Source organism: Acidisoma sp. C75 (assembly GCF_054665095.1).
The window spans coordinates 1-18,854 of record NZ_BAAFHD010000003.1; the positions used below are offsets into that span (position 1 = coordinate 1).

General features: G+C 66.9%; 16 protein-coding genes. 9 read left to right on the forward strand and 7 right to left on the reverse strand.

Translation table 11 applies throughout. The annotated features are described in order from the left end of the window. Window position 1: 1 nt before the first annotated feature. The gene (locus ACYQ7X_RS04345) at window positions 2-295 is read right to left on the reverse strand and encodes a helix-turn-helix domain-containing protein (RefSeq protein WP_459695622.1); all 294 of its coding nucleotides are present in this window, start codon (window positions 293-295) and stop codon (window positions 2-4) included. A gap of 332 nt (window positions 296-627) precedes the next feature. On the opposite strand from ACYQ7X_RS04345, the gene ACYQ7X_RS04350 reads away from it, so the two are divergent. Further along, the gene (locus tag ACYQ7X_RS04350; protein ID WP_459695623.1) at window positions 628-1,050 is read left to right on the forward strand and encodes a MarR family winged helix-turn-helix transcriptional regulator; all 423 of its coding nucleotides are present in this window, start codon (window positions 628-630) and stop codon (window positions 1,048-1,050) included. A 39-nt stretch (window positions 1,051-1,089) separates the two neighbouring features. On the opposite strand, the gene ACYQ7X_RS04355 is transcribed toward ACYQ7X_RS04350, so the two are convergent. The 4 genes from ACYQ7X_RS04355 to ACYQ7X_RS04370 all read right to left on the reverse strand — a co-directional run bounded on the left by ACYQ7X_RS04355 (window position 1,090) and on the right by ACYQ7X_RS04370 (window position 8,920). Next, window positions 1,090-4,251: an efflux RND transporter permease subunit gene (locus ACYQ7X_RS04355; RefSeq protein ID WP_459695624.1), complete on the reverse strand. Its 3,162-nt coding sequence runs from the start codon at window positions 4,249-4,251 to the stop codon at window positions 1,090-1,092. Window positions 4,252-4,286: 35 nt separating this feature from the next. Next, a complete protein-coding gene (locus ACYQ7X_RS04360; RefSeq protein WP_459695625.1) occupies window positions 4,287-5,555 on the reverse strand; it encodes an efflux RND transporter periplasmic adaptor subunit in 1,269 nt (422 codons plus the stop codon). Between the two features lie 576 nt (window positions 5,556-6,131). Further along, window positions 6,132-7,403, reverse strand: coding sequence for an MFS transporter (locus ACYQ7X_RS04365; RefSeq protein WP_459695626.1), 1,272 nt, complete (start codon window positions 7,401-7,403; stop codon window positions 6,132-6,134). Window positions 7,404-7,492: 89 nt separating this feature from the next. Continuing rightward, window positions 7,493-8,920, reverse strand: coding sequence for an MFS transporter (locus ACYQ7X_RS04370; protein WP_459695627.1), 1,428 nt, complete (start codon window positions 8,918-8,920; stop codon window positions 7,493-7,495). Between the two features lie 428 nt (window positions 8,921-9,348). Here ACYQ7X_RS04370 and lptC point away from each other — a divergent pair, with 428 nt between their 5' ends. From lptC to ACYQ7X_RS04400, 6 genes are all read left to right on the forward strand, one after another. Continuing rightward, window positions 9,349-10,041 carry an LPS export ABC transporter periplasmic protein LptC gene (lptC, locus tag ACYQ7X_RS04375; protein WP_459695628.1) on the forward strand — a complete coding sequence of 231 codons (693 nt, stop codon included), beginning with the start codon at window positions 9,349-9,351 and terminating at the stop codon, window positions 10,039-10,041. Then, window positions 10,038-11,201: an LptA/OstA family protein gene (locus tag ACYQ7X_RS04380; protein WP_459695630.1), complete on the forward strand. Its 1,164-nt coding sequence runs from the start codon at window positions 10,038-10,040 to the stop codon at window positions 11,199-11,201. Before lptC ends, ACYQ7X_RS04380 begins: the two co-directional genes overlap by 4 nt. A 27-nt stretch (window positions 11,202-11,228) precedes the next feature. Beyond that, window positions 11,229-12,005: an LPS export ABC transporter ATP-binding protein gene (lptB, locus tag ACYQ7X_RS04385; protein WP_459696012.1), complete on the forward strand. Its 777-nt coding sequence runs from the start codon at window positions 11,229-11,231 to the stop codon at window positions 12,003-12,005. A gap of 40 nt (window positions 12,006-12,045) precedes the next feature. After that, on the forward strand, window positions 12,046-13,575 hold the full coding sequence (rpoN, locus tag ACYQ7X_RS04390) for an RNA polymerase factor sigma-54 (protein WP_459695631.1): 1,530 nt from the start codon (window positions 12,046-12,048) through the stop codon (window positions 13,573-13,575). A 108-nt stretch (window positions 13,576-13,683) separates the two neighbouring features. Next, window positions 13,684-14,328, forward strand: a complete 645-nt coding sequence (gene hpf, locus ACYQ7X_RS04395; protein ID WP_459695632.1) for a ribosome hibernation-promoting factor, HPF/YfiA family — start codon at window positions 13,684-13,686, stop codon at window positions 14,326-14,328. Between the two features lie 391 nt (window positions 14,329-14,719). Further along, window positions 14,720-15,376, forward strand: coding sequence for a phosphoadenylyl-sulfate reductase (locus ACYQ7X_RS04400; RefSeq protein WP_459695633.1), 657 nt, complete (start codon window positions 14,720-14,722; stop codon window positions 15,374-15,376). Between the two features lie 67 nt (window positions 15,377-15,443). Here the strand turns inward: ACYQ7X_RS04400 and ACYQ7X_RS04405 are convergent, their stop codons facing one another. Beyond that, window positions 15,444-16,166, reverse strand: a complete 723-nt coding sequence (locus ACYQ7X_RS04405) for a FadR/GntR family transcriptional regulator (protein WP_459695634.1) — start codon at window positions 16,164-16,166, stop codon at window positions 15,444-15,446. Window positions 16,167-16,354: 188 nt separating this feature from the next. Here ACYQ7X_RS04405 and rph point away from each other — a divergent pair, with 188 nt between their 5' ends. Both rph and rdgB read left to right on the forward strand, forming a co-directional pair. Continuing rightward, a complete protein-coding gene (rph, locus tag ACYQ7X_RS04410) occupies window positions 16,355-17,089 on the forward strand; it encodes a ribonuclease PH (protein WP_459695635.1) in 735 nt (244 codons plus the stop codon). Further along, complete coding sequence (rdgB, locus tag ACYQ7X_RS04415) at window positions 17,089-17,700, forward strand: RdgB/HAM1 family non-canonical purine NTP pyrophosphatase (RefSeq protein ID WP_459695636.1); 612 nt, start codon at window positions 17,089-17,091, stop codon at window positions 17,698-17,700. The genes rph and rdgB overlap by 1 nt, the downstream gene beginning before the upstream one ends. A gap of 72 nt (window positions 17,701-17,772) precedes the next feature. On the opposite strand, the gene ACYQ7X_RS04420 is transcribed toward rdgB, so the two are convergent. Further along, window positions 17,773-18,807: an AI-2E family transporter gene (locus tag ACYQ7X_RS04420; protein ID WP_459695638.1), complete on the reverse strand. Its 1,035-nt coding sequence runs from the start codon at window positions 18,805-18,807 to the stop codon at window positions 17,773-17,775. Window positions 18,808-18,854: the final 47 nt, after the last annotated feature.

The following is an 18,854-nucleotide window of genomic DNA, read 5'->3' on the forward strand; positions in this document are numbered from 1 at the left end:
GTCATCTTCGGCGATCGCTTCGTAAGGGCCATGGCGGCCTGATGTTCAACCGCCGCCCATACACGGAATTCCTGACACTGCCGTCCGAGAGCGCCGTGACACCCTCTTCCTTGTAGCGGCCGAGGATCTTGTAACCCGTTTTGCGCGAGATGCCGGCTTCCCGGTAAAGATCGCTCATGCTCTCCCCTTCAAGGAGCCGGGCAATCAAACGCAGGCGCTCGTCCATAACCGAACACTCTTTCCACGGCATCGACACCTCCTGGGCGGGCTCGCCAGCCAAGAAGGTGTCACCCATGTGTCCGGAACAACCTGTCACCTATGTCTCAGAACGCTCACCCCATCACATAAAACTCAACCGCCCAACAACAGGGCAAAACAGCGCGCCTCCACAAGAGCCAGCGCAAACCCATACAACAGACCCCCTGAGACCCCCCGTACAGCGCAGAGCGCGCCGCTTGGCGGGTAGCTGCCTCGCGTTGATTCTCCGCCGCCCAACTGCATATAAAACGGTGGGGAGCGGGGGAGATAAGCGCAAAAAAGCTCCGCCCGCCCGCCCGCTGCTGGCACCGCCTCATCAGCGGCCCGCCAGGAGCATCACTCTCTGTCGGCTGGGCGAGGATGACGAGATTGGAGATTCAGGGCGACTGCTACTGCCTGCGGCAGGCGACGCGGCGGGTAACGCAGCTCTTCGACCGGACCCTGGCGCCGCTCAACCTGCGCTCCACCCAGTATTCCCTGCTCAGCGAGATCGATCGGCTCGGCCCCATCTCGCTCATCCCGCTCGCGGAGGCGATCGTCATGGATCGCGCGACCCTCGGCCACAACCTCCGCCCGCTCGAAGCCCGCGGCCTCGTGAAAGTCGTGGTGGGACAGGATCGGCGGAGCCGACAGGTTTCGCTGACCAAGGCCGGCAAGGAGATGCTCGGCAAGGGCGCACAGCTCTGGCGGCACGCCCAGCTCGTCTTCGAAGAAGCGATCGGGCGGGAGGAATCGGCCCGCCTGCGCGCGGCCCTGCTGCGTGTGGCGGCAGCGGATTTCGGCGAGGAGTAGCGCCGCCACCCCTCGCCTCCCGCCTGGCGCAAACGCCTCTTACACCTCCGCCGTCACCCGCTGCGGCGCCTTCTGCCGGCGTCCGATCCGGCGCACGATGGTATAGAAGGCAGGGGTGAAGAGCAGGCCGAAGGCCGTCACCCCGAGCATGCCGAAGAAGACCGCGGTGCCGAGGGAGCGGCGGAGTTCCGCGCCCGCGCCCGTGGCGACAACCAGCGGCGCCACGCCGAGGATGAAGGCGAAGGAGGTCATCAGGATCGGCCTCAGCCGGGTCCGCGCGGCATGCACCGCGGCGTTGGCGGCGGTCGCTCCCTCTTCCTCGCCCTGGCGCGCGAATTCGACGATCAGGATGGCGTTCTTCGCCGCGAGGCCGACCAGCACGACGAAGCCGATCTGCGCCAGGATGTCGATCGGCATGCCGCGGAGCAGCAGACCGCTGACCGAGGCGAGCAGGCACATCGGCACGATGAGGATGACGGCGAGCGGCAGCTTCCAGCTTTCGTAGAGTGCTGCCAGCACGAGGAAGACGAAGAGCGCGGCGGCGGCGAAGACGAGCAGCGTCGGCGTGCCCTTCTGCTGCTGCTGGAAGGCGAGGTCGGTCCATTCGAAGCCGATCCCCGGTGGCAGCACCCGATGCGCTAGCACCTCCATCTTTGCCAGGGCAGTGCCGGTGGCAACCCCCGGCGCGGCGGTGCCCATGATTTCGGCGGCAGGGAAGAGGTTGTAGCGCGGCACCCGGTAGGGCCCCGTCGTCTCCTCGAAATGCGCGACCGCGCTGATCGGCACCATCTGCCCGGCGGCGTTGCGCACCTCGAGCCGGCTGATGTCATGCGCGCTGCGGCGGAAGCGGCCGTCGGCCTGGGCGATCACCTCATAGGTGCGGCCGAGGTAATTGAAGTCGTTCACATATTGCGAGCCCAGATAGATCTGCAGCGTGTTGAACACATCCGTGGGCGTCAGCCCCAGCACCTCCGCCTTTTCGCGATTGATGTTGAGGTAAATGGATGGCGTACGCGTGCTGAAGAGGGTGAAGACGCCGGCGAAATCCGGGTCGGCATTGGCCGCCCCCACCAGCGTCTGCGCGGCTTTGGCGAGCGCATCCGGGCCGAGCCCGGCGCGGTCCTCCAGCATCATCTTGAAACCGCCAGCGCTGCCCAGCCCCGGCACCGGCGGCGGCGGAATGGTCAGCACGAAGGCGCCTTGGATTACCGAGAGGCGGCGGCGAAGATCGGCAAGCACGCTCGTCGCCGTCACCCCCGGCAGGGTGTGGTTGTAGAGCGAGGGCAGGCCGCTAAAGATCGTGCCCGCGTTCGAGGCGACCGTGAAAGTCGTCGCGTCGAGGCCGGCGAAGGGCGCCGCATGCTCGATCCCAGGGGTCTTGAGGATAATGTCGGTCGCCTGTTTGACGACGGCCTCAGTGCGGTCGAGCGTCGCGCCCGCGGGCAATTGCACGACGGTGATGAGATAGCCCTGATCCTGTTCCGGAATGAAGCCGGTCGGCGCGCGGGAGAATTGGACGCCAGCCAGCATGATCAGCCCGAGATAGACGACGAGCACCAGCCCCAGCATGCGGACGAGGCGCGCGGTGAGGCGGCCGTAAGCGTCCGACAGCCGCTCGAACCCGCGGTTGAAGCGGGCGAAGCCGCCGCGCACCAGCCGTACCGCGATCGTCTGCCGTTCAGCCTCATGCAGCCTGTGCGGCTTGAAGAGTACGGCGCAGAGGGCCGGGCTCAGCGTCAGCGAGACGAGGCAGGAGATGACGGTGGAGGCCGAGATCGTCACCGCGAACTGGCGGAAGAACTGGCCGGAAATGCCGGAGATGAAGGCCGAGGGCACGAAGACCGCGCAGAGCGCGATGGCGATCGCGATCAGCGCGCCGCCGACCTCGTCCATCGTCCGATGCGCGGCCTCGCGCGGCGTCATGCCGAGCCGCAGGTTGCGTTCGACGTTCTCGACAACGACAATTGCGTCATCGACCACGATGCCAACGGCGAGGACCAGGCCGAAGAGCGAGAGGTTGTTGAGCGATATCCCGACCGCGGCGAGGATCACGAAGGTGCCGACGAGCGAGACCGGAATAGCGATGACCGGGATGAGCGAGGCGCGCCAGGTCTGCAGGAACAAGATGACGACGCAAACAACCAGCAGAATGGCGATGAAGATCGTCTTGATCACCTCGTCCACCGATTTGGCGACGAAGATGGTGGGGTTGTAGATCACCCGATAGGCGACGCCTGGGGGAAAGCTCTTGGTGAGGCTCTGCATCGTCGCCAGCACCTCGTGCGCGACCTGCAGGGAATTCGCGCCCGGCTGCGAGAAGATGAGGAGCGGTAGGCCGTCGAGCTTGTCCATATAGGCGGCGGAGCCGTAATCCGCTGCGCCGATCTCGACGCGCCCGATATCGCGCAGCCGCGTCACGCGGCCCTCGCCATCCGATTTGATGAGGATGTCGCCGAACTGCGCCGGCGTCGAGAGGCGGCCGAGCGTCTGCACATTGAGCTGGAAGGCGCCATGCGTCGCGATCGGTGGCTGGTTGAGGATGCCGGCCGAAACCTGCACGTTCTGCGCGCGGATCGCATCCAGCACCTCGCTCGCATCGAGGTGGCGGGCGGCGATCTTGTCGGGGTCTAGCCAGATGCGCATGGCATAGTCGCGCCCGCCGAACAGCTGCACGTCACCGACGCCCGGCAGGCGAGCGAGCGCATCCTTCACATGCAGCGTCGCGAAGTTGGAGAGGTAGAGTTCGCTGCGCGACTGGTCGGGCGAGATGAGATGGACCGCGAGGAGAATATCCGGCGTCGATTTCCGCACCTGTACGCCCAGCCGCTGCACATCCTCGGGCAGGCGCGGCAGCGCATCCTGCACCCGGTTTTGCGTGAGCATCTGGGCGACGTTGAGATCCGTGCCGATGCGGAAGGTGACGGTGATCGTCAGCTTGCCGTCGCCGGTCGATTGGCTGCTCATGTAGAGCATGTTCTCGACGCCGTTGACTTCCTGCTCGATCGGGGTCGCGACGGTATTGGCGACCGTCTCGGCGGAGGCGCCGGGATAGGAGGTGGTGATCTGCACCGTCGGCGGCACGATCTCCGGATATTGCGCGATGGGCAGGATGGCGAGCGCCCCGAGGCCGATCAGCGTGAGAAAGACGCTGAGGACGGTCGCGAGGATCGGCCTGTCGATGAAGACGTGCATGAGGCGCATGGTGCTGGTCCTGGAATCCTGAGTGCGCGCGGCGGTCAGTCTTGCGCGTCCGCCGTGGCGTCGTATTGGATCGAGCCGGCTTGTGCCGAAACCTTGGTGCCCGGCATCGCATGCATCAGCCCGTCGATGATGACGCGATCAGTGGGCGCAAGCCCTGAGCGGATGACGCGCAGCCCACCGTGCAGCTCACCCACCGAGACGATCTTCGGCACGACCGTTCCATTGGGCGCGACCGTCATGACAAGGCTTTGCGACTGGTCGGGGATGATCGCCGCATCGGGCAGCAGCAGGGCAGGGGCGGGTGGCGCGATGGCGAGGCGCACGCGGGCGAATTCGCCCGGGACGAGGCGCATATCCGGATTGGGCACGGTGGCGCGTGCCAGGATCGTGCCGCTCGAGGAATCGATCGCGTTGTCGATGAAATCCAGCGTTCCGTGATGGTCGAAGCCCTGCTCATCGCCGAGGCTGAAATCCACGCGGCTCGCATCGGCCCCGGTCGCATGGGCGCGGGCATTGGCAAAGGCGAGATAATCGGCCTCGCTCATATGGAAGGTGAGGTAGATTGGATCGACTGAAACGAGCGTCGCGAGCAAGGTCGATCCGCCGGTGCCGCCGCGGCTGCCGGTAACGAGGCTGCCGACAGAGACCTGATGGGCGCCGATGCGCCCGGTAAAGGGCGCCGTGACATGGGCATAGTCGATGTCGAGTTCGGCATCGGCGAGCGCCGCCTCGGCCTGCGCCAGGGCGGCGGCTGCCGCGTGCTGGTCCGCGTCGCGCTGATCGACGCTTTCGGCCGTGCCGAAATCGGTCCGCTTGAGCTGCTGCGCCCGCCAGAGTTCGCTGCCGGAGAAGGCGAGTTTTGCCTTGTCGCTCTCGATCTCGGCCTCCTGCTCGGCCACCTTGATGGCATAGGGCCGCGGGTCGATCAGGAAGAGCAGATCCCCCTTATGGACGATCGTGCCATCCTTGAAATTGATTTCCTTAAGCGTGCCACCGACCTGCGCCCGGAGATCGACGCGGTTGACGGCGGAGAACTGGCCGAGGAAGCCTTCCCATCGGCCGACATCATGCTGCAGCGGTGTGCTGACGGTCACCGTCGGCAGCGGCATGGCGGGCGCGGAAGCCGGGCTCGCATTGCTATGACGGGTCATCAACCAGCCGCCGGCGAGGACGAGGCCGGCGACGAGCAGGATCGCGGCGCGCGGCCCGCTGAGGAAGCGGCGGGGTTTGCTTGGCCGGTCGCCATGCAGGCGGGGCGCCGCCTCTTCGGCTGGAGAGGTGGTATCGCTCTTCGGGATGTTCATTGTGCTGTCCGTCATCGGCGGCCGCGGCGTCGGCAAGGTTTGCGACCCGCGCCATGGTCCACAATTATGCGCATATAAGCATATCTCGCAGAGTTTGCCCAGGTCGTGAAAGTTTCAAGAGTCTTCCTTGAGCCCACCCTGTTGCTGCCGCGCTCGCTACGTCGCGGCCATCGGTCGCTCATCACGAAACCGGCGACGGCTGGCGCAGACGATTAATCCCGAAGCGCGGCACGGAGGCTCGCAGCCTGAAGCGCCAAGCCTTGCGCGTGGTGGAGCGACCGCCTCGGCAGAGGCCATCGATCGCAAGAGAGGTGTTGATGACGAGCCTTGGCCAGGAGCGCGTGGCGTTTGCGCGGCCAAGGTCGTCAATAGGCGCATATGCGCTTATCGTCTAGGCGGCGCCGCGCACAAATGTCATGCTTCGCGCGTATCGACCGGCCTTGGGAAGCGGGATGGAGGCCTCTGCCCGGGCGCCCCTAGCCGGGGGCCCCTAGCCGGGCGCCATTTGCCAGCCGCTTATGGCGGGCGGGCGGATGAGGGCCCGGCGGTGGCAACCGGCCGGGCCCTTTAGTCTCTTCAGGCCGCTTGTCGCGTTCGCCCGATCGAGAGGGCGAGCAGGCCCGCGAGCAGGAGGGCGCCGGCGAAGAGCATCGCGGTCGCCACGAAGCTTCCCGTCCGGTCCTGGAGATAGCCGCCGAGATAAGGCCCGACATAGCCGCCGAGATTGCCGAGCGCGTTGATGAGGCCCATGGCGCCACCGGCCAGCGCCACCGGCAGCACGCGCGAGGCCGCGGCCCAGAAAGGCCCGTCATAGGCGAGCGCGCCGCCGATCGCGAGGCAGATGAAGGCGACGGAGAGGGTGATGCTCGCGGAAGAGACGAAGACCGAGAGGACGAGGGCGACCGAGGCAATCGCCGTCGCCAGAAACACATGGAAAGGGTAGCGGCGGTTGCGGTCCGCGAGCCAGCCATTGCCGTAGAGGCAGACGATCGCCGTAAGATAAGGCAGCGCCGCGATCAGCCCGACGGTGCCGAAGCCCTGCTTGGTCAGGGTCTTGAGCAGGGTCGGCAGCCACATATTGAGGCCGTAGAAGCCGATCTGGATGAGGAAATAGACGCCCACCAGCTTCCAGATTGTCGCGTTCGAGAACATGTCCCAGAAGGAACCGTGCTTCGGCTCATGCGCGCGGTCGAGCGCGATCGACCGTTCGATGAAGTCCCGTTCGGCCGGGGAGCACCAGGGCGCCTCGCTCGGCCGGTCGCGGATGAAGGCGAGCCAGAGCGGCAGGGCGATGATGAAGGGCAGCGCCCCTTCCACGAGAAACAGCGTCCGCCAATCGGAGACGGAAACGATCCAGCCCGAAAGCGGCTGGGTGATGATCGAGGAAATGGCGAGGTTCGCCATCCAGAAGCCATAGGCGCGGGCACGTTCCTGCACCGGAAACCAATGGCTGATGAGCACGAGGATCGCCGGCCAGATGCCGCCTTCGGCGACGCCCAGGAAGAAGCGCACGATGATGAGCTGGGTGAAGTTGTGGACGAGCCCGCAGGCGAGCGCCATCAGCCCCCAGAAGACGATCATGATGGCGACGAATTTGCGGGCCGACCAATGTTCGGCGAGCCAGCCGCCGGGGATTTGCAGCAGTACGTAGCCGATGAAGAAGATACCCGCCGCCAGTCCCTGCTGCGCCTTGGTGACATGGAAATCATGGCCGATGCCGGCGAAGGCATAGGCGATGTTGGTGCGGTCCATGAACGATACGATATAGACAATCATCGCAACCGGGATGAGCCGCGCCCATCGCTGATTGCCGACCCCGTGCGGGTCCAGAGTGGTCTCCGCTGGCATCTCATTCTCCCTCGCGCCTCTTGGTTGTTCTTGCTGTGGCAAGGGCGCACTTGCTGAGGGAGGGAGCATTTATCGGAAAATATACCCCGTCAATCTTTACTTCGGGGGCTGCCATGCCCGCTGAGCTCTGCCCCAGCGGTCGCGGGCAGTCTGGCGCAGAGCGGTCCGCAAAGGAGCGAGGCCAGGCTCACCACCACGAAGGCGATGCGAAAATCCGGCAGCGCCGGGGCCGGGCGGCCGAAGGCATGGGCAGAGAGGGCGAGGGCGCCTGCGGCGACGCAGATCCCCATGGATAGCATGACCTGCTGGAACACCGTGTAGAAGCTGGTCGCCGCGCTCATCCGGTCCGCCCGCAGATCGGCATAGGCGATGGTATTGTAGGCGGTGAATTGCAGCGACTGGAAAAAACCGCCGGCGAGCAGCACGGCGAAGAGCGCGGGCAGCGGCCAGGCATGGCTGATTGCGGCGCAGGCGGCGATGCAGGCGGTCGCCAGTAGCTGGTTCCAGATGAGCACGCGGCGGAAGCCGAAGCGTCGCAGGATGGGGGCGGCGAAGGCCTTCATCAGCATCGCGCCCGCCGCGCTCATGAAGGTAATGCCGCCCGAAGCCGCCGCCGACATGCCGAAGCCGAGCTGCATCATCATCGGCAGCAGGAAGGGCACCGCCCCCCAGGTGATACGCGAGAGCGAGCCCGCGAGGGTCGAGACGCGAAAGGTCTGCACCTGCATGAGGCGCAGATCGAGGATCGCATTGGGGCGCCGCCGCGCGTAGAGGATATAGAGGCCGCTCGCCAGGAAGCCGAGCAGGAGCAGCAGGGTGGCATCCCGGCCTTGCGATCCGCGGCTCGCCAGGGTGAAGCCGAAGGTGAGGCAGGCGAGGGCGAGGCCGCTCAGCACGAAGCCCGGCCAATCGAAATGGGTCTGCCGGTCGCCCCGGATATCCGGGATGAGCAGCGTCGCGAGGGTCGCGCCCACGATACCGATCGGGATATTGATGAAAAAGATCCACCGCCAGGAGAGATAGGTGGTGATGAAACCGCCGAGCGGCGGGCCGAGCACCGGCCCCACCAGCGCCGGCACCAGAAACCAGGCCATGGCCGAGACAAGCTCGCTCTTCGGCACGCTCCGCAACAGGATGATCCGCCCCACCGGTACCATCATCGCCCCGCCCATGCCTTGCAGCAGCCGGGCTGCGACCAGCAGCGGCAGGCTCGCCGATTGCGAACACAGGATGGAGCCCAGGGTGAAGAGGCCGATCGCCGTATTGAAGACGCGCTTGGTGCCGAACCGGTCAGCGATGACGCCGCTTGCCGGGATGAAGACAGCGAGGCTGAGCAGGTAGGAGGTCAGCGCGATGCTCATGTGAAGAGGGCGGACACCGAAGCTGCGCGCCATGCTCGGCAGGGCGGTAGCGAGCACCGTCGCGTCCAGCTGCTCCATGAACAAGGAGGTCGCGATGATAAGGGAAATGGTGCGGATACGCCCGCGGCTGGTCTCGGTCTGGTCGGGCGTCGGCATGGGGCTCAAGGCTCGGTCGGTCTCCGGCGCCGGTCTGAGAAGACGACTGGCAGGCCAGTCTGGATCAGCGGCGGCCCGGCGGCCAGGGCCTGCGGCGCTGCCTGCCTTCCCCATGGCGCATTGCAGCAATCACGCGCTGAGGCTTGCTGAAGAAACGGGCTAAGCCTCTGGGAGAGCGGTGGTTTTCGCGGGAAGCGGGCGCCCGCCGCCTTCGTCGCGTTACGAATTTGCCATGTGACCGCCTTCTTTCCTCCGCTATAAGCCGCTACTGTGAAACACGTTGCCAAAAAATGTGATGAGAACCGCCCGGTGAGGCGGTATGGTTTGAGCCTGCCAGGGCAAGCCTTCGGACCTACGCCCGCCGACCGATCGGCGAGCCTCGCTTGCTGTCATGACTGTGACTTGTCTCATCCGCACAGAGGGGTCGAATGAGCGCCGTTCCGGACCGCCTCGAGCTGCTGCGCCAAGCCCAGCCCGAGGAGCACCACGATATCGGCCGCCGCTTCTGGCGCGGCCGCAGGCTGCCGTCGATGGGCGCGCTTCGCCGCCGCCAGCGGCTGGTGAGCTGGATGAAGCGCATCCTGCCGCTCGTCGCGCTGCTGCTGCTGAGCGCGGTGATGCTGTGGCCGGAATTGATCAGCCAGCATAATCCTGCCCGCGTCTCCTATCATCTCTCCTCCGGCGCCACCGGCACCGATCAGGGGAGCATGCTCAAGGCGCATTACCAGGGGCTGGACGATGCCGGCCGCCCCTTCACGATGACCGCCGCGAAGGCGGTGCAGACCGATGCCGATACCGTGCTGCTGACCAAGCCGGCCGGAGACATCACGCTCAAAAGCGGCACCTGGATCATGGTTCAGTCGCTCGACGGGCAGTATCACGCCAAGGCGCAGACCCTGGATCTTGCAAACCACGTCGTTCTCTATCGAGATGACGGTACCACCGTCCGCACCTCCGAGGCCGCGGTCAACCTCAAGACCTCCGATGCCATCGGCCATCAGCGGGTCAATGCCGATGGGCCTTTCGGCACGCTCGATGCTGAGGGTTTCGTGATGACGGATAAGGGCCAGCGGCTGCACTTCACGGGCCCGGCGAAGCTTGTGCTAGACGGGAGTCCATGACCGAGCTTCCGATACCTGCAGGCCCCCAGCACCCATCCGCCGTTCCCCTGCCCGCAGCCGCGCGGCGGCGGGGGGGATCGAGGCTTGCGCCGCGCCTCGCCCTCCTCACCGCGCTGATGGCAGGCTGCGGCGTGGTCGCGGCGCCGCCGGCCTTCGCCCAGGCGATCAATCTCAGCCATGGCGGCCCGATCACCGTGACCGCTCAGGGCGGTATCGAATGGCGCCAGCAGAGCCAGGAAGTGATCGCGACCGGCGATGCCAAGGCGGTGCGCGGCAATGTCACCGTCACCGGCAATGAGCTGATCGCGCATTACCGTAAGAAGAAGGCGGCGGCGGGTGCTGCGGCGCCTGCCCAGGCGGCCGCCACCGCGCCGAGCGCGACTGCCGCTTCGGTCAAGACGGGCGGGGCGGACCAGTCCGGCGCGCTTGAGGGCGATAACGAAATCTATCTCCTGGAGGCGCGGGGCGATGTACATATCTCTACCCCGACCGACCAGGCGGTCGGCGATCACGCGGCCTATGACATGGATCAGGCGGTGCTGGTACTCACCGGCCACGCCCTCAAGCTGACGACGCCGACCTATGTGCTGACGGCGCGGGATTCGCTCGAATATTGGTCCAATCAACATATGGCGGTGGCCCGCGGCAATGCCGTACTGGTGACGGATACCGGCCGGCGGATCGCGGCCGATGTGCTCGTCGCCTATACCGATAGCGGCACGGCACCCGGTGCGGCGGCGGCCGGCGAGGCCTCGGCACAGATGGCTGCCAACCGCACGCCCCTGCGGCCGGCGGCGGCGGCCGGCGCCAGCCCCGCGAGCGATGCGGACGATCCTTCCGGCAAGCTCAAGCGCGTCGATGCCATCGGCCATGTCGTGATCATGACGGCAACCGATATCGTCGAAGGGCAGCGCGCGGTCTATGACCCGACACTGCGGATTGCCCGCATCGCCGGCGCCGTGCGGATCACCCGAGGGCAGAACGTGCTCGTGGGGGATGAGGCGCTGGTCAATATGAAAACCGGCGTCTCGCGCTTGCTGTCCCGCGGGGATACGCAGGTCAAGGGCCTCATCATTCCCAATCAGGCGAGCGTGCCCGGCGCCTCTCTGCCGGGAAGCCCGATGCCTGCTGCCGCCGCGCCACGGGCGGCGGTGAAATAGGAGACCGGGATGGGCGTGGTGAACGAGATGCCGGAGGTCGCCGAGATGGCGCGGCGGGCTGGCGGCCCGGCTTCCGGCCCGGCGGGGGGGCTGACGGCGCGCGGCCTGGGCAAGACCTTCAAGCAGCGGCCGGTGGTGCGGGATGTTTCCATCACCGTCAAGCGCGGCGAGGCGGTGGGCCTGCTCGGCCCCAACGGCGCCGGCAAGACGACCACCTTCTATATGATTATGGGGCTGGTGCGGCCCGATAGCGGCGAGATCACGCTCGACGGCAATCCCATCACCGCCTTGCCGATGTATCGGCGGGCGCGGCTCGGCATCGGCTATCTGCCGCAGGAGGCGAGCGTCTTTCGCGGCCTCAATGTCGAGCAGAATATCATGGCGGTGATCGAGATCAGCGAGCCCGACCCCGACCGGCAGCAGATCATGCTCGACGGCCTCCTGAAGGAATTCGGCATCAGCCACCTCCGCCGTACCCCGGCGCTGGCGCTTTCGGGCGGCGAGCGGCGACGGGTGGAAATCGCCCGCGCACTCGCCAGCCGCCCGGGCTATATCCTGCTCGACGAGCCCCTCGCCGGCATCGACCCGATCGCCGTTGGCGAAATCCGCGATCTCGTTTCGCATCTCAAGCATCGTGGCATCGGCGTGCTGATCACCGATCATAACGTGCGGGAAACGCTCGAAATCATCGACCGCGCCTATATCCTGCACGATGGCCAGGTGTTGATGGAAGGCCGGCCCTCCGAGGTGGTGAGCCATGAGGGCGTGCGGCGCGTCTATCTGGGCGACAGATTTAGCTTATAGCCACTTTTGTATCGGCGGGATGCTGCTAAGCTAACCGCCGATGTCGATCGGAGCAAAAATCGGGCCAAGGCTGGTCTTGCGCCAGTCGCAATCTCTGGTGATGACCCCGCAGCTGCGGCAGGCCATCAAGCTCCTGCATTATTCCAACCTCGAATTGGCGGGCTTCGTCCAGGAAGAGCTCGACCGTAATCCGCTGCTGGAGCGGGACGAGCGGCCCGAACTGCCTCCGCTCGACGCTCCGGCGCTCGATCAGCGCTCGCCCGCCGGCGCGCCCGCCGCCGAGCCGGCCGATAGCCACGCGCTCGTCACCTCCGAGGCTCTGCCGGCCGCGGCCGAAGCGCCGCTCGATGGCGATTTCTCCAATGCCTATGACGGGGGCGGCATCGCCGATGGCGCGGGCTACCAGCCCGGCGCCCTCGGTGCCGGCCTGGGCGGCGGCGGTGGCGCGCGGCCGGAGGATGATGGCTGGGGGGTCGAGGATTTTGCCGAAAGCCCGGTCTCGCTCCGCGATCATCTCGCCCAGCAGCTGCGCCTCGGCTTCGCAGACCCGGTGGATCGGCTGATCGGCGCCCATCTGATCGCCCTGCTCGACGGCGCGGGGCGGATCACGGCGGCACCGGCCGATATCGCAGCCGCCCTCGGCCTCTCGCTGGAGCAGGTAGAGCGCGTGCGCGGGCGGATGATGCGCTTCGAACCGGTGGGGCTTTTCGCCCGCGACCTCAAGGAGTGCCTCGCCGCCCAGCTCGCCGAGCGGAACCGGCTCGATCCTGCGATGGCGACGCTGCTCGAGCATCTGGATCTGCTGGCGAGGCGCGAGATGCGACGGCTTTCCGCCCTCTGCGGCGTCGATGCCGAGGATCTGGCGGAGATGCTGGCCGAAATCCGCCGGCTGGACCCGAAGCCCGGCGCGGGGCACGAGGCGGGGCCCATCCGTCCGCTCATTCCGGACGTGCTGCTGCAACCCGCCAAGGATGGCACCTGGCATATCGAGCTGAACCACGAGACCCTGCCGCGCTTGCTCGTCAATCACAGTTTCCACGCCAACGTCTCCGCCCGCGCCTCGCGCGAGGATCGGCTGTTCCTGTCCGAGCATCTGCAGACGGCGAACTGGCTGGTGAAATCGCTCCGCCAGCGGGCGGAGACCATCCTCAAGGTCACGGCCGAGGTCGTGCGCCAGCAGGATGGGTTCTTCCGCCACGGCGTCAGCCATCTCCGCCCGCTCACGCTGCGGGATGTCGCCGATGCGGTCGAGATGCACGAAAGCACCATCAGCCGGGTGACGGCGAATAAATCTCTCGCGACGCCGCGCGGCGTTTTCGAGCTGAAGTTCTTCTTCACGACCGCGATTGCAGGCACCGGCGGGGGGACGTTCAGCGCGGAAGCGATCCGCCATCGCATTCGCGGCATGATCAGCGCCGAGACGCCGGACGAGATCCTGTCGGATGATGCGATCGTCGCCGCGCTCCGCAAGGAGGGCGTGGACATCGCGCGCAGAACCGTGGCCAAATATCGCGAGACGCTGCAAATCCCGAGCTCGATGCAGCGCAAGAAAGAAAAGACGGCCGCCTGACGGCCCTCATTGACAGAGCCTTAGGAGAGAGCAGTCTTAACCTATGGCGGCCCCCTGATCCGCAAGCCCGCGGAACCGCCATCTTCAGGGGAACGATCTGGAGGTAAGATGCAAATAACAGTCTCCGGCAAACAGGTGGAACTCTCCGATGCTCTGCGGCATCGCGTATCGGTGATGCTGGACACGATCTCCCGAAAGTATTTCGGGGATGCCCTTGAAGCCCATGTCACCTTCAGCCGAGCGCGCAGCTTCTTTACCTGTGACATCAACATGCATGCCGGGCGTGGCCTGACGCTGCGCGGGGAGGGCGAGGCGGCGGATGCCAATGCCGCTTTCGACGATGCGGCGGAGCATATCGCCAAGCGGCTGCGGCGCTATCGCCGCCGGGTGAACGAGCATGCGCGCGATCTCGCCCAGACGCGGGACACCACCGAACCGCTGGAGCCTGCCCAGCACTATATCCTGCGGCAGAAGGAAGAGGATGAGGTGGAGGCCGAAGCGGCTGAAGCGGCCGCAGCCTCCGCGGCGGAGGAGCCGGAGCCCACGGCGCTGAGCATCGCCGGCCATTTCGCGACCGTCGTCGCCGAGAATCCGGCCGTCATCGCGCGGCTCACCGTGGGTGAAGCGGTGATGCGCATGGATCTCGCGGATCAGCCTGTGGTGATGTTCCGCAATGCCGTCTCCGGCCAGTTCAACGTCGTCTACCGCCGGCAGGATGGGCATATCGGCTGGATCGACCCGGCGGCCGATTAAGCGCGTCCCGCTCGGGCAGGGTCGTTCGGCCGGGTCCAAGCGGCCCGCCCGGACAGCCTGCGCCTCGCCTCTGCGCGCTGCCCCAAGCCCCACCGTCGGCACGCTGGCGGTGGGGCTTTGCGTTGGAAGCGCCCTTGCCCGAGGGGGGCGGGCTTTTGCGAGACCCGGCCTTCGGCGCCAGAGTTTCGCCTGTATGAGGGCGGACTTGGGAGGATTTTTCTTTCTTTCCCCCTCCTATTGCATGGCGGAGAAAAATACTTCTATCTGAGCCTCGGCTTCGTCACAAAGGTCTACGGCTCCGATGAATGCTCTCTCGTCTGCTCCCCTGCCCCTCGCGGATGATACGGCGTCTCGCCTCTGCGGCGCGCTGCAAGCGCGGATCGCCGATCCCATGGATGCTTCCGCCGTGCTCCGCCTCGCGATGACCGAGGCTTTCGCGGGCAGCATCGCCCTCGTCTCCTCCTTTGGCACGGAATCGGCGGTGCTTCTGGCGCTCGCGGCGGAGATCGACCCGACGATCCCGGTGATCTTCCTTGATACCCGCAAGCTGTTCCCCGAGACGCTGGAGTATCGCGACGAGCTGGTCCGTCTGCTCGGCCTGCGCGATGTGCGGGTGGTGCAGCCCTCGGAAAGCCAGGTGGCACGGCATGATGCCGACGGCCGGCTCTGGAAGGAGAATGCCGACCGCTGCTGCAACCTCCGCAAGACCCTGCCGCTGCACAGCGCGCTGGAAGGCTTCGATGCCTGGATCACCGGCCGCAAGCGCTTCCAGTCAAGCTCTCGTCAGAGCGTTGGCCTGTTCGAGGCCGAGGCTTCCGGGCGCATCAAGGTGAACCCGCTTGCCTTCTGGTCCTCCGAGAAGATCGCCGAGGAATTCGAGGAGCGCGGCCTGCCGCACCATCCGCTCGAAGCCTATGGCTTCCTCTCGATCGGCTGCACCACCTGCACCGCGCCGGTTGCCCCGGGCGAGGATCGCCGGGCCGGCCGCTGGCGCGGCCAGGCCAAGACGGAGTGCGGCATTCACCTGCCGTCTCCCGCGCTGAGCTGAGCGGCCCCAGACCGAGAGCCCCTGAAGCGGGGCAATCCGCCCGCAGGCCCTGTATTTTCCCCTGAGCTTACGCCGCCGCGTCCCTCCGCGCGCCGTCAAGATCCAGGTCATGCGCCATAGCCGAGAGGCAGTGGCGCATGCCGAGATCGGCGGCCGCGGGATCTCGCCGGCGGATAGCATCCACGACCTCGCGATGCGCCGAAAAAGCGAGGTCATGCGAATGCGCGGCCCCGGAGGAAAGGCGGAAGGCGGCCAGCAGGACCGAGGATACCGCGAGCCCCCATTGCGCCAGGAAGAGATTGCCGCTCGCGCGCAGAATGGCAACGTGAAAGTCGAGATCCGCCTCCACCCGATCTTCCAGGGATTGCGCCTCGGCCATGCGCGCGAGGGCTGCCTCGATCTCGGCCTGCTGCGCCGCACTCGCCCGGCAGGCGGCGAGTGCCGCCGCCCCCGGCTCGATCAACTGGCGGCATTCGAGCAGGCTGAGCACGAGGTGATCGTCAAGCGCCGGGGCGCACCAGCCGAGCAACTCCGGGTCCATCAGGTTCCAGGCGGAACGCGGCAGGATACGGGTGCCGGTGCGCGGCCGCACTTCGAGCATTCCCTTGGCCGTCAGCACCTTGATCGCCTCGCGCAGGGCCGACCGGCTGACGCCGAGCTCGGCGCTGAGATCATGGGTATTGGGCAGGCTGGCGCCAGCCTGGATCTCGCCGGACAATATGCGCCGCGCCAGGCTTTCGACCACGTCGCGATGGACGCGGGGCCGGGAGGAGGGAGAGGTCTCGGCCAATGCCAGAAGATCCAGTTGGGATGAAGGCGAACAATTTATTGCAGCAAAATGTTCCGAATAGGGCAAGCGCGGTGAGGGGGGCTGCGGTCCACGGCGTGTCTGCCGCGGCCCGCCCGCCGCGCGCCGAGGGTTCCTCTTCCGCTGCCGCGGCGCTACTCATCGGGCTGATCGAAGAGACGAGGTCTTTCATGCGCCCATCGGGCCGCGCCGCGGACGCCCTGCGGCCGATTTCCATCACGACCGGCTTCGCCCGCCATGCCGAGGGTTCCGCCCTCATCCGCATGGGCCAGACGGAGGTGCTCTGCGCCGCCAGCGTGGAAGGGCGGGTACCACCCTTCCTGCGCAACCAAGGCATGGGCTGGGTGACGGCGGAATACGGCATGCTGCCACGCGCGACCCATAAGCGTGGCGAGCGGGAGGCGGCGCGCGGCAAGCAATCCGGCCGAACGCAGGAAATCCAGCGCCTCATCGGTCGCAGCCTGCGCGCGGTGGTCGATCGCAAGGCGATGGGGGAGATGACGATCACCCTCGATTGCGACGTGCTGAACGCCGATGGGGGTACCCGCTGCGCCGCGATCACCGGCGCCTATGTGGCGCTCGCTCTCGCCTTCCGCCACCTCGTGGCGCAGAAGGTTCTCGCCGCCGTGCCGCTCATCGGCCAGGTCGGCGCCGTCTCCTGCGGCATCGTCGGCGGCGAGGCGGTGCTCGACCTCGATTACGCGGAGGATTCCGCCGCCGAGGCGGACAGCAACTTCGTGCTCACCGCCGATGGCGGCATCGTCGAGATCCAGGCGACGGCGGAGCAGAAGCCCTTCAGCGAGGCGGAGTGCCTCTCCCTGCTGGCACTGGCGCAAGCCGGCACGCGGGCGCTGTTCGTGGCGCAGAACGTCGCCATCGAAGCCGCTGACGTGCGGGCCGGCTGATGGCCCGCCCGCTCGATCCCGGCAGCCGGCTGGTGCTGGCGAGCCATAATCCCGGCAAGCTCGCGGAAATCCAGACGCTGCTGCAGCCCTGGGACATGCATGTCGTGCTCGCTTCCGACCTCGGCCTGCCGGAGCCGGAGGAGACCGAGCCGAGCTTCGCCGGCAATGCCCGGCTCAAGGCGGAGGCCGCGGCGCAGGCCTCCGGCCTGGTCGCGCTCGCTGATGACAGCGGCTTCTGCGTCGATGCTCTGGGCGGCGCGCCCGGCATCTATTCGGCGCGCTGGGCCGGTGCGAGCAAGGATTTCGCCGCCGCCATGGCGCGGGTGCGGGCCGAGGCGGGGGAGGAAGCGCCGCGCGGGGCGCATTTCGTCTCCGTCCTCTGCCTCGCCTGGCCGGATGGGCATTTTGATCTCTACGAGGGCAAGGTCGAGGGCCATTGGGTCTGGCCGCCGCGCGGCAAGCGGGGTTTCGGCTACGATCCGATGTTCCAACCGCATGGCGAAGCACTGACCTATGGTGAGATGGACCCGGCCCGCAAGACCGCGACCAGCCATCGCGCCCGCGCCTTCGCGGCCCTCGTCCGCGGCGCGCTCGGCAAGCCGCCGGCCTGAGCGCAGGAGAGCGGCAGCCCTGCGCTTTTGCACGCCTTGAGGCTGCGCCCTCGCACTCATTGAGGCTTCGCCTCAGGGCTCTTTGCTGATCGCGCGGGTGGTGATGTCCCGCCCGCTCTCGTCCTTCAGCACATCCACGACATAGAGTTCGGAGACGAGCACCAGACCGCTCGCCGCCAGCGGCGTGGCGAGGATGATGCCGAGCGGGCCGAACAAGGTGCCGAGCGCCGTCATCGACAGGATGAGGAGTGCCGGCGGCAGCCGCACCATGCGGTCCTGCACCAGGGGGGAGACGATATAGCCCTCGATCACATGGCCCACGGTGAAGACGATGAGGGTGAGGAGGGCCATGTGCAGCCCCTGGCCGAGGGCGATCGCCAGAGCCGGGATTGCCGCCAGGATGGCGCCGAAATAGGGCACGAAGGTCAGCAAGCCGGCCATCACACCGAGGGCGAGGGCCATCGGCATGCCGATGATGGCGAGGCCGATCACCGTGAAGACGCCCACCACCAGCATGGCAATCAGCTGGCCGAGGAACCACCAGCGCAGCACATGCCCGACCTTCGCCAGCACTTCGAGCGCGCGCGGCCGGCGTGCCGGCGGCAGCAGGGCGGTGAGGCCCTTGAGATAGAGGTGCGGGCTGGAGGCGAAATAGACGATGGTGACGACCAGTACGAAGAAGCCGGCGACGGCGCCGAAGGTCACGCTCGCGATATTGAGCACTGGCATGGCGAGGCTCTGCGCGCTCGCCCCGGCACTTGCGTTCAGCTTCTGCAGAACCTCCCGCCCCCAAGAGGTGTTGCCGTAGCGGTGGGCGAGATTCTGCCCTTCCTGGGCGAGGGCGCGCGCGAGGTCGATGCCCTGCTGGATGAGACGCGGACCGACCCAGATGCAGAAGCCGATGCTGGCGGCGGCGACGAGGCAGAGGATGATCGCCATCGCCGCGCGGGGGCCGAGCGGGGTGTGGCGGGCAATGCGGTCCGCCGCGCCGCGCAGGGAAGCGGCCAGCAGGACGGCGAGAAAGATCAGCAGCAGTTCATCATGCAGCAGCCAGATGCAGAGTAGCAGCAGCGTCAGGCCCGCAAGGCCGAGAAGCACCCGCCCCACCGCCGGCTCGCCGCGAACCCATCGTGCTGCCCATCCCCCCATCCGCG

Bases quoted from the DNA above. Each gene is read 5' to 3' on its own strand.
- ACYQ7X_RS04345 (WP_459695622.1), bottom strand. From the start codon at position 295: ATGGGTGACACCTTCTTGGCTGGCGAGCCCGCCCAGGAGGTGTCGATG.
- ACYQ7X_RS04355 (WP_459695624.1), bottom strand. From the start codon at position 4,251: ATGCGCCTCATGCACGTCTTCATCGACAGGCCGATCCTCGCGACCGTC.
- ACYQ7X_RS04360 (WP_459695625.1), bottom strand. From the start codon at position 5,555: ATGAACATCCCGAAGAGCGATACCACCTCTCCAGCCGAAGAGGCGGCG.
- ACYQ7X_RS04365 (WP_459695626.1), bottom strand. From the start codon at position 7,403: ATGCCAGCGGAGACCACTCTGGACCCGCACGGGGTCGGCAATCAGCGA.
- ACYQ7X_RS04370 (WP_459695627.1), bottom strand. From the start codon at position 8,920: ATGCCGACGCCCGACCAGACCGAGACCAGCCGCGGGCGTATCCGCACC.
- lptC (WP_459695628.1), top strand. From the start codon at position 9,349: ATGAGCGCCGTTCCGGACCGCCTCGAGCTGCTGCGCCAAGCCCAGCCC.
- ACYQ7X_RS04380 (WP_459695630.1), top strand. From the start codon at position 10,038: ATGACCGAGCTTCCGATACCTGCAGGCCCCCAGCACCCATCCGCCGTT.
- lptB (WP_459696012.1), top strand. From the start codon at position 11,229: ATGCCGGAGGTCGCCGAGATGGCGCGGCGGGCTGGCGGCCCGGCTTCC.
- rpoN (WP_459695631.1), top strand. From the start codon at position 12,046: ATGTCGATCGGAGCAAAAATCGGGCCAAGGCTGGTCTTGCGCCAGTCG.
- hpf (WP_459695632.1), top strand. From the start codon at position 13,684: ATGCAAATAACAGTCTCCGGCAAACAGGTGGAACTCTCCGATGCTCTG.
- ACYQ7X_RS04400 (WP_459695633.1), top strand. From the start codon at position 14,720: ATGGATGCTTCCGCCGTGCTCCGCCTCGCGATGACCGAGGCTTTCGCG.
- rph (WP_459695635.1), top strand. From the start codon at position 16,355: ATGCGCCCATCGGGCCGCGCCGCGGACGCCCTGCGGCCGATTTCCATC.
- rdgB (WP_459695636.1), top strand. From the start codon at position 17,089: ATGGCCCGCCCGCTCGATCCCGGCAGCCGGCTGGTGCTGGCGAGCCAT.